Below are 15731 nucleotides of genomic sequence, written 5' to 3'. Positions count from 1 at the left end.
GGACGGGGGGAATGCCGGGGGGTCGGCGCATCGGTGCCGTGACCCCTGGGCGGGCTGTCGAGACGGGGTTGGCAAGGGGGCCGATCGACCGAGGCGTCCGCACCCTTCCAGTGCCTGGCCCTCGAACTCCAGTTCGTCGCCCTCGATGCAGACAGGTGAGACTCGCAACATGGTTCGATCCCTGGTCGATCTGCTGTCCCAGCACGCCGCCCACCACCCCGACCGAACCGCCTACCGCTACCTCGCGACCGGCGACCATGACGGCGAGATCCAGGAGATCTCCTACGGCCGTCTCGTCGAGCGGTCCCGGGCCGTCGCCGCCTGGCTCCAGGAGCGCGGCCTGGCAGGCACCCGCGCCATGCTGCTGTACCCGCCCGGCCTGGACTTCATCTGCGGCTACCTCGGCTGCCTCGCGGCCGGGGTCGTCGCCGTTCCGGGCGTCCCGCCGCAGGGCCGAGCGCAGAACCACCGCGCCCTGACCCGGATGAAGCGGCTCATCGCCGACGCAGACGCCAAGGTGATCCTCGGCGGGCGCGAGGTCATCACCGCCCTGGCCGGCCTCGCGGAACACCTGCCCGAGCTGGCCGACATCACCTGCGTGGCCACCGAGGACATCCCCGACGAGATCGCCGGCTCGTGGCGCGAGCCCGAACTCACCGCCGACTCCGTCGCGTTCCTCCAGTACACCTCCGGCTCCACCTCCGCCCCGCGCGGTGTGATGGTCACGCACGGAAACCTTCTCGACAACGAGCGGGTCATCACCGAGCGCATGGGCCACACACCGGAGACCATCGCGGAGCACGGCCACGAGATGTTCGTGAGCTGGCTGCCGGTGTACCACGACATGGGCCTCATAGGCCCGGTCCTCAACACCGTGTACCTCGGTGTCACCGCCACCCTCTTCTCGCCGCTGCACTTCCTCCAGCGGCCCGAGCGATGGCTGACCGCGATCAGCCACTACCGCCCGCACACCAGCGGCGGCCCCAACTTCGCGTACGAGCTCTGCCTCAAGCACGCGACCCCCGCACTCCTCGACGAACTCGACCTCGGTAGCTGGAAGGTCGCCTTCAACGGCGCCGAACCCGTCCGTGCCGCAACCCTGCGGCGCTTCGCCGACACGTTCGCCCCGGCCGGCTTCCGCCGTGAGTCCCTCTACCCCTGTTACGGCCTCGCCGAGGCCACCCTGATGGTCACCGGCAGCACGGCCCACACCGCGCCCACCCTGCTCCAGGCCCCCGAAACCGGCCCGCACGCCGGTCAGTCCGACGCCGCGGCCGTCAGTTGCGGCCGGCCGGGACCCGATGTCACCGTCGCCATCGCCGACCCCGAACGGCACGAGGAGCTGCCCGAGGGGCGGACCGGCGAGATCTGGGTGCGCAGCGCGAGCGTCGCCAAGGGCTATTGGCGCAACGCCCTCGCCACCCGCGAGACCTTCCGCGCCACCCTGGCCGGCCACGACGGCCGCTTCATGCGCACCGGCGACCTCGGATTCATGCGCGACGGCGAGCTGTTCGTCACCGGCCGTCTGAAGGACCTCATCGTCATCGACGGTCGCAACCACTACCCGCAGGACCTGGAACTGACCGCCGAGATGGCCCACCCCGCCCTGCGCCCCGGCTGCACCGCCGCGTTCTCTGTCGAAGGGGGCGACGGGGGCGACGGGGCTGGTGTGGGAGCAGGCGGCGAACAGGCCGTCGTGATCGCCGAGATCGCCCCGGACACGGCCTCCGAGGCGGAGAAGATCATCGACGTCGTCCGCAGCGGCATCGGCGAGGCCCACGGCCTGTCCGTGCGCGATGTCGTCCTGGTCCAGCCGGGCACCATCCCCAAGACGTCCAGCGGCAAGATCCAGCGCCGCGCCTCCCGGTCGGCGTACCTGGAGGGCACGCTCGCCGTGATCACCGTGCCCGGTCCCCTGAGCTGACACCGCGCCCGTCCGCTCGTCGCACGCCCGGCGCGTCCGCCGTACGACGGGCGCAGCGGCCGTACCTTCACACGAGCCCCATGGGTCGTACGGCAGCCGCCCCGCTCTTCGCCCGAATCCACGAGGACACCTGTCTAGATGCCTGCGCACGAGTCCCCGAAGCAGTCCCCCGAGCCTTCCCTGACCACTCCGGAGGGCGTGCGGGCCTGGCTGGAGTCGGCCGTCGCCGAGGCGGCCGGGCTGGATCTGCCGGCCGTCGACCCGGACCGGCCGATCGCCGAATTCGGACTGGGATCACGGCAGTTGGTGACCCTGGCGGCCGAGCTGTCCGCGTCGACCGGCCGGACCCTGGACCCGTCCCTGGTGTTCAACCACCCCACCATCGCGGCACTCGCGGAGGCAGTGTTCGCCGATCCGCCCGCCCCCGCGCCCGCTCCGCCGGGCGGGGCGCCCAGGCAGCCCGACGACGACATCGCCATCATCTCGATGGCCTGCCGTCTCCCCGGCGGCGCCGACGACCCCGAGGGGTTGTGGCGGCTGCTGGCCGCGGGCGAGGACGCCGTCACCGAGGTGCCGGCGGGCCGTTGGGACACGCAAGGGCTCCACGATCCCGACCCCGAGGCGACCGGCAAGGCGTACTCCCTGCGCGGCGGCTACCTCTCCGGCATCGACCGTTTCGACGCGGCCTTCTTCGGGATCTCGCCGCGCGAGGCCGCCGCCGTGGACCCCCAGCAGCGGCTGCTCCTGACGACCGGCTGGGAGGCGATCGAGCGGGCCGGCATCGTCCCGGAGACGCTCAACGGCAGCTCCACGGGCGTCTACATCGGCCTGTACGACAGCGGCTACCTCGCCTCGGCCGCCCTGGACCAGCTCGACGGGCACGTCGGCACCGGCTCCGCGTCCAGCGTGGCATCCGGCCGGCTCGCCTACACGCTCGGCCTCCAGGGCCCTGCGGTCACCGTCGACACCGCCTGCTCGTCCTCCCTCGTCGCCCTGCATCTGGCGGCGCGCGCCCTCGCGGGCGGGGAGTGCGACCTCGCGCTGGCCGGCGGTGCGACGCTGCTGGTGACGCCGCGCGGGCACGTCGAGTTCAGCAGGCTGCGCGGGCTGTCGCCGTCGGGGCGATGCAGCCCCTTCTCGGCGGACGCCGACGGCGTGGTGTGGGCCGAGGGCTGCGGCATGGTGCTGCTGAAGCGGCTGGCGGACGCACGCCGCGACGGCGACCGGGTGCTCGCGGTCGTCAAGGGCTCGGCGATCAACCAGGACGGCCGCAGCCAGGGCCTGAGCGCCCCCAACGGCCCCGCACAGGAACGCGTGCTGCGCGCCGCCCTCGACGCGGCCGGGCTCCAGCCGCACGACCTCGACCACATCGAGGCACACGGCACCGGCACCCCGCTGGGCGACCCCATCGAGGGCCGCGCCCTGTCCGCAGTCTTCGGCCCCGGCCGTCCCGCCGACCGCCCGCTCGGCGTCGGCTCCCTCAAGTCCAACATCGGCCACACCCAGGCCGCCGCGGGCATCGCCGGCGTCATCAAGACCGTACTGGCGCTCCAGCACGAGCGGATACCCGCGTCCCTGCACGCCGGCACCCCGACCGAGCACATCGACTGGGCGCACGGCGGCCTGCGCGTACTGGGCGACGCCCATGCCTGGCCACGGGACCCGGAACGGGTGCGCCGCGCCGGCGTCAGCGCCTTCGGGATCAGCGGCACCAACGCACACGTGGTGCTGGAGGAGGCCCCCGAGGACGAGCCCCGCCCGCCCGCGGCCCTCCCCGGCACGACCCTCTTTCCGCTGTCGGCCCGCACCCTGCCCGCCCTGCGGTCCCAGGCCGACCGCCTGCTCCGAACCCTCGAACGGCAGCCGGAGCTGCCGCTCCCGGCCGTGGCCGCGACCCTCGCCCACCACCGCACCCACTTCGAGCAGCGGGCCGTCGTCCAGGCGGGTGACCGCGACGAACTGCTCAGCGCGCTGCACGCACTCGCCGAGGACCGGCCCGATCCCGACCGGACCGCCGGGCCCCAACAGGTCGCCCCCACCGGCAAGGTGGCGTTCGTCTTCCCCGGCCAGGGATCCCAGTGGCCCGGCATGGCACGCGATCTGCTCGACCGCGACCCGGTGTTCGCCGACGAACTCGACCGCTGCGACGCCGCCCTGCGCCCGTTCACCGAATGGTCGGTGACGTCCGTGCTGCGGGGCGACGCGGGCGCACCGGCCCTGGACCGCGTCGACGTCGTCCAGCCGGTGCTGTTCGCCGTGATGGTGTCGCTGGCCGCCGTGTGGCGGGCTCGCGGCATCCGCCCGGACGCCGTCGTCGGGCACAGTCAGGGCGAGGTCGCCGCCGCGTGCGTCGCCGGGGCGCTCAGCCTCAACGACGCCGCCGCGGTGGTCGCCCTGCGCAGCCAGGCCCTGACGGAGCTGTCCGGCACCGGCACCATGGCCGTCGTCGCCCTGCCGCACACCGACGTCGAGGCACAACTCGCCGCCCACGACGGCAGGATCAGCGTGGCAGCCGTCAACAGCGGCCGCTCGACCGTGATCGCCGGTGCCGTCGACGCGGTGGAAGCCCTGCTCACCGACCTCGACCGACAGCAGGTCTTCGTCCGCCGCCTCGACGTCGACTACGCCTCCCACAGCACCCAGGTCGAGACCGTCCGCACCACGATCCTGGACGAACTCGAGGGCGTCACCACCTACCCCACGTCGGTCGCCTGGTACTCCACCGTCACGGGCGAACCGGTCACCGAGGAACTCGAAGCCGACTACTGGTACACCAACCTGCGCGAACCCGTACGGTTCGCGCCGACCGTCGAGCGCATGGTCGCCGACGGCTACCGCTGCTTCGTCGAACTCGCCCCGCACCCGTCGCTGCTCACCGCCCTGCGCACCGTCGACGAGGATCTGATCGCGGTCGGATCGCTGCGCCGGGACGAGGACGGCCCCGCCTGCCTGGACCGCGCCGCCGCCGAACTCCACGTCCACGGGCGGCGGATCGACTGGCGCCGCACGGTCCCGCCCGCCACCTGGGCCGACCTGCCGACCTACGCCTGGGACGAGCAGCGTCACTGGATCGAGCCCGCGGCCTCCGCCGCCGCACCCGGCCTCTTCGACCGCGCCGCGCATCCGTTGCTCGGTATCCAGCTCCAGTCGGCGGACGAGACCCGCTGGACCTTCCGCAACGAGTGGTCCCCGGCCACCGCCGACTGGCTGCCCGACCACACCGTCTTCGGCCGGACCGTCGTCTCCGGCACCACCCTGATGGAGCTGTGCCGCGCCGCGCTCGCCGTGGCCCGCCCCGACATCGCCGCCGACATCACCGGCCTGCTCCTCCTGGCCCCCCTCACACTGCCCGCCACCGGCACGGTCGAGGTGTCCGTCGAGGTGGTCACCGCCGGGACCGCACCGGAGATCACGGTCCACAGCCGTCCACGCGGCCAGGACGCCACGGACTGGACCCTGCACGCCACCGCCTCCGCGGCCGACCCGGCCGACACGCCGGACGACCAGCCGCCGACCTGGCCCGAAACGGCCGAACCGGCGTGGCACGACGACACCTACGAGCGTCTCAGCGAGCTCGGCCTCGGCTACGGGCCCGCCTTCCAGGGCGTACGACAGGCCACCGCGACCGCCGCCGGAACCCTGCTGGCCCGCCTCGCGCTGCCGTCCGTCGCCCGTGACGCCGCCGACCCCTACCCGGTGCACCCGGCGCTCCTCGACGCCGCCCTCCAGGCGGCCGCCGCCTTCGACGGGTCCGACCGGCGCGTGTTGCTGCCGGTCGCCGTGGCCCGCTGTGTCCTGCCGCCCGGTGGCGCGACGGACCTGACGGCCTCCATACGCCGGACGGACAGCTCCGGAAACGACGCCACGGACCTCACCCTGGACGTCACTCTTTGGGACGCCGACGGCTTCCTGGCCGGCCGCCTGGAGGGCGTACGCCTGCGGGCCGTCGACCCGGCCGACCTGAACAGCGGGTCGGAGAACGGGCGCCATCTGTACGAGGTGGCGTGGACGGCCGTCGCGGATGAGCCTGCCGGTATACCGCCCGGCGAGGTGTGGGCCGTCGCCGGCGAGGGGGAGGACGCGGCGGCGGCCGCGGCCGGCCTGCGCGCGTCGGGTGTCCAAGTCGGCGACATCGGAGCCGACACAGTCGTACGATTCTGGCCTTCCGTGGGCTCCGAACCCGCCGCCGAAGCACACGAGTTGGCGGCGCAGGCCCTCGCCGAACTGCAGGCGCTGATCGCCCTCCCACCGGACGAGGCCCCCGCGCGCACCCTCTGGGTGACCCGCGGAGCGGTCGCAGCCGCCGATGGCGACAGCGTCCCCGGGTTTGCTCAGTCGGTGCTGTGGGGACTGGCCCGCAGCGCCCGTACGGAGCACCCGGAGCTCGGGCTGACCCTGCTCGACCTCGACGGTGACGAACCCCCGCTCCTCTCCGCCGCGGCACATGACGAGCCGGAACTCGCGCTGCGCGAGGGGCAGTTGCTCGCCCCCCGCCTGGTACGCGCCCGTCCCGTGCCTCCCGAGAGCCCCGCACGCATCCCCACCGACGGAACCGTCCTCATCACCGGCGGCCTCGGCGCGGTCGGCCGTCACATCGCCCGTATGCTCGCCGAGCACGGTGTCCCTCGCCTCCTGCTGACGTCCCGTCAAGGCGGCGACGACCCCCGAGCGGCCGAAGCCACCGCCGAACTCGCGGCATTCGGCGCCGAGATCGAGGTCACCGCGTGCGACGTGGCCGACGCGGCGGCCCTGGCCGACCTACTGGACCGCATCGGCGACGAGGCACCGCTGCGCGGTGTCGTGCACTGCGCGGGGATCCTCGACGACGGCGTGGTCGCCGAGCTGCATCCCGAGCGCCTCGCACGGGTGCTGCGCCCCAAGGTCGACGGCGCCGCCCACCTGCACCGGCTCACCGCCGACCGCCCGCTCGACCTCTTCCTGCTGGTCTCCTCCGCGGCGGGCGTCGTCGGCAACGCGGGCCAGGCCAACTACGCCGCCGCCAACCTCTTCCTGGACCAGTTGGCCCACCGCCGCCGCGCCCTCGGCCTGCCCGCGGTCTCGGTCTCCTTCGGCGCCTGGGCGGGAGAGGGGCTCGCCGCCGAACATGCCGACCTGGCGCGGATGGCCCGCCTCGGACACCGGGCGCTCACCCCCGACCAGGGCCGGGACCTGACCGCGCTGTGCCTGCGCCGCGACGCCGCCCACCTGGTCGCCTGGGCGCTGGACCTGCCCCGGCTGCGGGCCGCCGCGCCCTCCGGCGCACTGTGGCGCTCCCTGCTCCCCGCGGCCCACCCCGCCCGGCCCGGCAGCCGCACCCTGGCCGACCGGCTGGCCGGGCTGCCGGAACCCGAACGTGCCACGCGCGTCCTCGCGCTGGTCCGCGAGGAGGCGGCCCACGCGCTCGGTCTGCGCTCCGCGGAGTCCGTCCGCCCCGACCAGCCGCTGCGCGACCTCGGCATGGACTCGGTCACGGCCGTCGACCTGCGCAACCGCATCAGCACCCGCATCGGCACCAAGCTCCCCGCCACGCTGCTCTTCGACCACCCCACGCCGGCCCGCCTGGCCGAACACCTGCTGGGCAACGCCCTGGCGACAGCGGGGCGTACGAGCCGCAAGGCCGCGCCGACGACCACGACGTCCTCGGACGAGCCGGTGGCCCTCGTCGCCATGGCCTGCCGTCTGCCCGGCGGCGTCCACGACCCGGAGGGCCTGTGGCGACTGGTCGCGGAGGGCCGGGACGCGGTCGGGCCCTTCCCCGCGGCGCGGTGGGACGTCGAATCGCTGTACGACCCGGACCCGGACGCACTCGGCAAGTCCTACGCCCGCGAGGGCGGCTTCCTGGACGACATCGAGTCCTTCGACGCCGGCTTCTTCGGCATCACCCCGAAGGAAGCCGCGGCCATGGACCCGCAGCAGCGCCTGCTGCTGGAGACGGCCTGGGAGTCCCTGGAGCGCGCCGGCATCGTGCCGGCCGACCTGGCGGGCAGCAGCACCGGCGTGTACGTCGGAATGTTCGGCAGTGACTACCTGTCCGGCTCCCGGCTCGACCAGCTCGACGGGTACGTCGGCACCGGGTCCGCCCTCAGCGTGGCCTCGGGCCGGCTCGCCTACACGCTCGGCCTGAACGGGCCCGCGCTCACGGTGGACACCGCTTGCTCGTCGTCGCTGGTCGCCGTCCATCTGGCGGCGCAGGCGCTGCGCGCGGGCGAGTGTGATCTGGCGCTCGCCGGCGGTGTCACGCTGATGGTCACGCCGCAGACCTTCGTCGAGTTCAGCCGGTTGCGGGGCCTGTCCCCGACCGGGCGCTGCCGTTCCTTCTCCGACGCCGCCGACGGGGCCATCTGGGCCGAGGGCGCCGGGATGGTCGTACTGAAGCGACTGAGCGACGCGCGGCGCGACGGCGACCGGATCCTGGCCGTGGTGCGCGGCACCGCCGTCAACCAGGACGGCCGCAGCCAGGGCCTGTCCGCGCCGAACGGGCCCGCGCAGGAGCAGGTGATCCGACGCGCCCTGGAGCAGTCGGGGCTGCGGCCCGACGACATCGACTTCGTCGAGGCGCACGGCACGGGCACGACCCTGGGCGACCCGATCGAGGCGAACGCCCTCACCGAGGTCTTCGGCGGCTCGCGCACCGAGGGACGCCCGCTGTACCTCGGCTCACTGAAGTCCAACGTGGGTCACACCCAGGCCGCCTCGGGCGTGGTCGGTCTCATCAAGGTCGTGCAGTCCCTGCGCCACCAGGCCCTGCCGCGCACCCTGCACGCCGAGACGCCCAGCCGGCACGTCGACTGGGCGGACAGCGGACTGCATCTGCTGCGGGAGCAGATCGCCTGGCCCGCGTCGGCGGAGCGGATCCGGCGTGCGGGCGTGAGCGCGTTCGGGATCAGCGGCACCAACGCGCATGTGATCGTGGAGGAAGCCGAACCCGCGGCCGGATCGCCGGGCACTGAACTGCCTTCCGGAAAGCACCTGTTCGTCCTGTCCGGCCGCAGCGAGACCGGCCTGCGCGGGCAGGCCGCCGCACTGGCGCACGCCCTCGCCGGCGACCCTGCCGCCGAAGCACCGGACGTCGCCTACACGCTGGCCCGCCACCGCAGTCACCTCGAACGGCGGGCGGCGGTCGTGGCCGAGGACCGGGACGAACTGCGGTCCGTGCTGGGTGAGTTGGCGGCCGGACGGATCCCGCTGCCGACGCTAAGGGAGGAGCAGACGGGCAAGGTCGCCTTCGTCTACGCCGGACACGGTGGCCAGTGGCCCGGCATGGGGCTCGACCTGATGGGGGAGTCGGAGGCGTTCGACGAGGAGCTGACGCGGATCGACGAAACCGTACAGCGGCAGGTCGGCTGGTCGGTGCTCAACGCGCTGCGGGCGCCGGAGGAGTTCTCCCCGCTGGAGCGCACCGAGTACCTGCAGCCGACCCTGTTCGCCGTTAACGCGGCGCTGACCGCCGCGTGGCGCTCCCTCGGCGTCACCCCGGACGCCGTGACCGGGCACAGCCTGGGCGAGATCGCCGCCGCGTACACCGCCGGCGCGCTCACCCTGGACGACGCCGTCGCCGTGGTGACCGGCCGTGCCCAGGCGGTCGTACCCGTCGCGGGCAAGGGCGGCATGCTGTCCCTGGACCTGCCGCACCCCCGGGTGGCGGAACTCCTCTCCCCGTACGCCGGCCGACTGTTCGTCGCCGCCGTCAACAGCCCGCACTCCACAGCGGTTTCGGGCGACTCCGACGCCCTGGCCGAGCTGCGCCGCAGCCTCGACGAGCAGGGCATCGAAGCCCGCTCGCTGTCGACGCCGTTCGCCTCGCACACCCCGCTGATGGCCCCCCTGCGCGACGAACTCCTCGACCACCTCTCCGCCGTCCACGGCACGCCGACCCCGACCCCGCTGTACTCGACGGTGCTGGCCGAACCGGTGCCGGGCGACCGTCTGGACCCCGCGTACTGGTACGCCAACCTCAGTGAACCAGTGCGCTTCGCGGACACCGTCCGCCGCATGCTGGACGACGGCTACCGCTACTTCGTCGAGCTCAGCCCGCACCCCTCGCTGGGCTCGTCCATCGAGGCGGTGGCGGCCGAAGCCGGGATCGACGCGGTGAGCGTCGGGTCGCTGCGCCGCCAGCGTGGCGGCAGGGACGTACTGCTCGGCAGGCTGGGCGAGTTGTACACGGCCGGCCACACCCCCGACTGGCCGACGCTGTTCCCGGCGGGACGCCGCGTCGACCTGCCGACCTACGCCTTCGCCCGCGAACGGCACTGGCTCGCCCCCGCCCCGGCCACGGCGACCGGTGCCTCCCCGCTGTTGGGCACGCACGTCGAGGCCAGCGACGAAGCCGACCGCCACCTCTTCCAGAGCGAGGTGGACCTGCGCGACAGCCGCTTCGCCTATCTGACCGACCACCGCGTGACCGGCGAGGTGTGGCTGCCCGGCGCGGCCTTCCTCGGCATGGCGCTGGAGGCCGCGTCCGCGGTACAGGACGGCGACGACGTACGGCTCGCCGACGTCCGGTTCCTCCAGCCGCTGCGCCTGGACGAGACCCGGCCGACGCGGCTCCAACTGGTCCTGCGCCCCGCCGTCGACGGCGTACGGGACTTCACCATCGCCTCGGCACCGGTCGCCGGCGAACGGTCCAAGACCTGGGAACGTCACGTCACCGGACGCATCGCGATCAGCCCCGCCGCCACCGCCGAGCCGGCCGAGCCGCTGTCCGCGCTGCGGGAACGCTGCACCGAGCAGGTCGACCTGCCGTCCGTCTACGGCGCGCTCGCATCCCTCGGCATCGAGTACGGCCCCGCCTTCCGCGGCCTGGAGTCGGGCCACCGCACCCGGTCCGCCGGCCTCGCCCGGCTCGCCGAGAGGCCCGCCGCCGGTCATCTGCTCCACCCGGCCGTCCTCGACGCCGCCTTCCACACGGCCGCGCTGCCCGGCGACGCGCCCCAGGGAAGGGCGTTCGTGCCCGCCGGAGTCGGCCGCCTCCGCCACAGCGGGCTGCGCACCACCCCCGTGTGGGTGGCGTGCGAGCTGCGATCCGTGTCGGGCGACGGCGCGACAGTGGACCTTCGCCTGTACGACGACAACGATCAACTGATCCTGGAGGCGCAGGAGTTCCGGCTGGCCGCGCTCTCCCCGCTGGACGGGGCGCTCTTCGAGACCCGCTGGCAGTCCCGTCCCCTCGCCAACGAGCCGCCCACGCAGGGGAGTTGGCTGATTCTCGCCGACGAGTCCGGCGCGGCGGCCGACCTGGTCGAGCGGCTGGGCACCTCGGTGCCGTACGTGATCGCCCGCCGCGGCGAGTCCTTCGCCGTCGAGGGCCCCGGGCGCTACGTCCTCGACCCGGCCGACCCGGGGCACCTGGCCCGCCTGCTCGACGAGTCCTTCGCGAGCGAACCGCCCGCGCGAGTCGTGCAGATGACGGCTCTGGACGCGCCCGCCGTCGAGGACGACCGCACGGCCGAGGAAGCGGCCCGCCTCTGCTGCCTGAGCACCCTGCACCTGGTGCGCACGCTCGCCGACCGCACGCAGGGCGCGGCACCCCGCCTCTTCGTCGTCGTGCGCGGCAGCCAGGCGGCCGGTGACAGCACGCAGGTGACGCACCCTCAGCAGGCGCTCGGCTGGGGCTTCGGCCTCACGGTGGCGCAGGAATACCCGGAGCTGAGGACCACCCTCGTCGACCTCCCGTCGACCGAGGGCGCCGACGCCCTGTGGACCGAGCTCCGGCACGCGGACGACGAACGGCTCGTGGCGCTGCGCGGGGCCGAGCGCCTGGTACCCCGGCTGACCCGCACCCGCGCCGACGACGCCGGACACGGCACGACCTCCCCGGACGGCGTGTACCTGATCACCGGTGGTCTGGGCGGTCTCGGGAGGGTCGTCGCCGAGCGGCTGGTCCGCCGGGGCGCCAGGCGGCTGGCCCTGATGAGCCGCGGTGCGCCCGGCGCCGACGCGCCGGCCTGGATCCGGCAGCTCGAAGAGCGGGGCGTGACCGTGCACATGGCCCGCGCGGACGTCGCCGACCGCGCCGCTCTGACGGCGGCCCTGGACGCCGTACGCCATGAACTCGGGCCCATCGCCGGGGTCGTGCACGCGGCCGGTGTCCTGGACGACGCCACCATCGCCAACCTGACCGACGAGCGCGTCCTGCGCGTCCTCGCTCCCAAGGTCCTGGGCACCGCCCTGCTCACCGAACTGACCCCGGACGCGGCGGATTTCGTCCTGTTCGCGTCGGCGGCCGGGCTGCTCGGCTCGGCCGGACAGAGCCCGTACTCGGCCGCCAACGCCTTCCTCGACGCCTGGGCCCACCACCTGTCCCGCACGGACCGGCGGGCGCTGAGCCTGGACTGGGGTGCCTGGTCGGGCGTCGGCATGGTGTCCGAGTCCGGCACTCGCGAGGCGGAGACCGCGCGCTCCGGCCTGGTCGCGTTCTCCGCGCAGGACGGCGGCGAGCTGTTCGAGCGGGTGCTCACCACGGGCCGCCGCCAGCTCGCGCCGCTGGCCCTGGACCGGGAGATGCTGGCGCTCGATCCCGACGCCGCCCGCACCCGCCCGATCCTGGCCGATCTGGTCACCGTCCCGACCGGCACGCCCGGCTCGGACGACCTGGTCCAGAAGGTGTTCGCGGCGACGACCGACACCGAGCGCACCGCACGCCTGGAGGCGTACGTGCGCGCCAGGGTCGGCGAGGTCTCCGGCGGCTCGGTCCAGGTGTCGGCGACCACCGCCCTGAAGGAACTCGGCCTCGACTCCCTCATGCTGGTGCGTCTGCGCAACGCCTTCGCCCGCGAACTCGGCGTCGAACTCCCCGCCGCCACCGTCTTCTCGGCCGCGGACATCCGCGGACTCGCCCAGACACTGGGCACGGCACTGCCCGAGCGGGAGGCGGCGGCGGTGGACGACACGGAGCGCGACACCGAGGTCCCGGAGACCGAGACGTACCCCGCCACGCGCGATGTCGTACGACTGCTGCGCAGCGCCCAGCCCGGCATGCCCGACGCGGCCCACGCGGTCGGTCTGGCGGTACGCCTGACCACGCCGGCCACCCGCGAGACGCTCACCGGCATCCTCACCCGCCTGACAGCACGGCACGCGGCCCTGCGCACCGCCATCGTCCCCGCCGCCGAGGGCGGACGGCAGATACGGGTGGACCGCGCCCTGACCGAGCCGCCGCTGCGATGGACGGTCGTCGCGGACGGCACCGCCCTCGACGCCGCCGACCGGCTGCGCGAGCTCCTGGAGCCGGCGTTCGACCTCGCCGCCCCGCCCCTGTGGCGATTCGAGCTGCTGGACGGCGGCGAACGCGGGCAGATCCTGGTCTACGGCGCCCACCACGCCGTCAGCGATCTCCAGTCGCTGCTGCTGGTGGCCGGCGAGATCGACGCCGAACTGTCGGGTGACACGCTCGGCGACACCGTCACCAACCGCGACGTCCGCCTGCTGATCGAGGCCCAGCGGACCGACGAGCAGGCCGACGCGAGCATCGACGCGGCGGATTGGCGCGCGGCGTTCAAGGACAGCGCACGCCTCGACCTGACCCTGAGCGGACCGCGCCCGCAGAGCCGCTCCTACCGCGCCGGCAGCGTCACCGTGCCGATCCCCGACGGGCTCATGGAGCGGATATCGGCCGCCGCGAGCCGCCTGGCCGTGACGCCCGCCGCGTTCTGCCTGGGCGCCCTGACCGTCCTGCTGGCCAGAAGGCGCGAGCGTGAACGCTTCGTCCTCGCCGTGCCCGTGGACACCCGCATCCACGCCGACGCCTACGACGCGCTGGGCTTCTACGGCGTGCCCGTGCCCTTCCCCGCCGAGGCGAACGCCGAGGAGCGCGTCGAGGAGGTGCTGCGCCGCACCGACGGGCGTCTGGAGAGGGTGCTGACCAAGGGTGCGATGTTCTCCGACGTGCTGCCGGTGCTGGCCCGAGGGGGCCTGTTCCGGCCGAACGCGCCGCTGGTGGAGGTGTACTTCAACTACGTCCGCGCGGCCCGCGGGCTCACCGCGCTCGAGGTGCTGCCGGCCGGGACGGGCTACTCCGATCTCGACCTGATGATCACCATGACCCCGGACGCGGGCCGGATCCGCCTCGACCACAACCTCGACATCCTGGACGGACCTACGGCCATCGAGCTTGGCGAGGAACTGCTGCGTCTGCTCGCGGAGACGGCCGAGGACCCGTCGGGCCCGGTACGCGCGACGCCTCCCGCCGCTGAGAGCTCCTCGCTCGCCCTCGCCGCCACCTTCGCCCTCGGCAACCTGCCCCTGATGTGCGAGACGGCGATCGACGCATCGGCGGGCGACGGAAGTGTCACGAGCGTGGTGGAGGCCCCGTACCACCACGTCCTGCCCGCCCTGCGCGACCCGTCCGGTGTGTTCGCCGACCCGGCCACGAGTGCGGGTGTCGTTCTGCTGCGGGCGACAGACCTGCAACGCTTCGGTCCGCTCGACGACCGGTTGCTGGCCGAACTGCGCACCGCCTACCCGGCCGCCCTGCGCGCGGTCGCCGAGCAGACCCGCAAGCCGCTGATCGTCGGCGTCCTGCCGGCGGCTCGGACCGAGGAGCGGCTCAGCCGGTGGGAACGGGAGGTCGCCGCCGAACTGAGCGACGTGCCGGGCATCGCCGTCCTCGGCCCCGACGACTTCACCCGACGCCACCGCGTCGAGGAACCGTTCGACGAGCGCACCGAACACCTGGCCCACCTCCCGTTCACCCCCCAGTTCCAGGCCGCCGTCGCCCTGCGCCTCGCCGAGGTCGTCCGGGCCGTACGACGCCCCGCGCCGAAGGTGATCGCCGTCGACGGCGACGAGACCCTGTGGGGCGGTGTGGCCGGCGAGACCGGCCCCGAGGCCGTGGACCTGACCGGCCCGCGAACGCTGCTGGCACGCCGGCTGCTCCAATGGCGCGCGGCGGGCGCACTGCTGGTGCTGGTCAGCAACAACGACGAGGACACCGTCCGCGCCGTACTGGACCGCCCGGACAGCACCCTCAAGGCGGAGCACTTCAGCGTGCTCTCGGCGGCCTGGGGACCGAAGCCGACCCGCCTTGCCGAGGCGGCACGGACACTCAACCTCGGCCTGGACAGCTTCCTGTTCCTCGACGACAACCCGGCCGAGATCGCCAAGATGCGCGCCGCGCTGCCGCAGGTGCTGTCGGTGACCTGCCCGCCCACCGGCGAACTGCCCGAGTTCCTCGACCGGTTGTGGCCGCTGGTCCCCGCAGCGGCGACGGCCGAGGACGCGCTGCGGGCGCGGTTCTACGCACAGGAACGGGAGCGGGACGCCGTCCGGGAGCAGGCCGGTTTCGAGGAGTTCCTGGCAGAGCTGGAACTGCAGGTCGACGTCCGGGCCCTGTCCGACACCGACGTGCAGCGCGCCGAGCAACTCGTGCGCCGCACCAACCAGTTCACCCTGCGTGCCCGCTCCGCCGACGGCGGCGACGTGGCCCGCTGGCGCGAACACGGCGAGGTCTGGACGGCGTCGGCCCGCGACCGGTTCGGCGACTACGGGCAGATCGGGCTCCTCGCCGTGCGCCGCGAGGGTGACCTGCTCGACGTCCTGGCCTGGCTGATGAGCTGCCGCGCACTCGGCCGGGGCGTCGAGGAACGCCTGCTGCAATGGCTCGCCGACCGGGCCGAGGAGCTGCACTGCACCAAGATCCGGCTGACAGCGGAACGAACGCCGCGCAACACCCCGGCCCGCCGAGTGCTGTCGGCACTGGGCGGCGGCGATCAGGACGACGACCACCTGGAGACGGTGGTCACGCCGGAGCACCTGAGGACGTTCCGCTCCTGGCGTCGGCAATGACGCTCCGGGTACCTGCGGACAG

At 73.9% G+C, this 15731-nt stretch carries 2 protein-coding genes; both read left to right on the top strand.

Features of this window, described 5'->3' with window-relative positions:
- Positions 1-169 precede the first annotated feature (169 nt).
- On the top strand, positions 170-1924 hold the full coding sequence (locus ACZ69Q_RS31155) for a fatty acyl-AMP ligase (protein WP_471048087.1): 1755 nt from the start codon (positions 170-172) through the stop codon (positions 1922-1924).
- A gap of 138 nt (positions 1925-2062) precedes the next feature.
- Positions 2063-15709 carry an SDR family NAD(P)-dependent oxidoreductase gene (locus ACZ69Q_RS31150; protein WP_471048085.1) on the top strand — a complete coding sequence of 4549 codons (13647 nt, stop codon included), beginning with the start codon at positions 2063-2065 and terminating at the stop codon, positions 15707-15709.
- Positions 15710-15731: the final 22 nt, after the last annotated feature.

It is taken from the genome of Streptomyces sp. NPDC036764 (assembly GCF_055609385.1).
Note: the sequence above shows the minus strand (reverse complement) of the source record. Positions and strands in the feature narration are given on the sequence as shown.

Bases quoted from the DNA above. Each gene is read 5' to 3' on its own strand.
- ACZ69Q_RS31155 (WP_471048087.1), top strand. From the start codon at position 170: ATGGTTCGATCCCTGGTCGATCTGCTGTCCCAGCACGCCGCCCACCAC.
- ACZ69Q_RS31150 (WP_471048085.1), top strand. From the start codon at position 2,063: ATGCCTGCGCACGAGTCCCCGAAGCAGTCCCCCGAGCCTTCCCTGACC.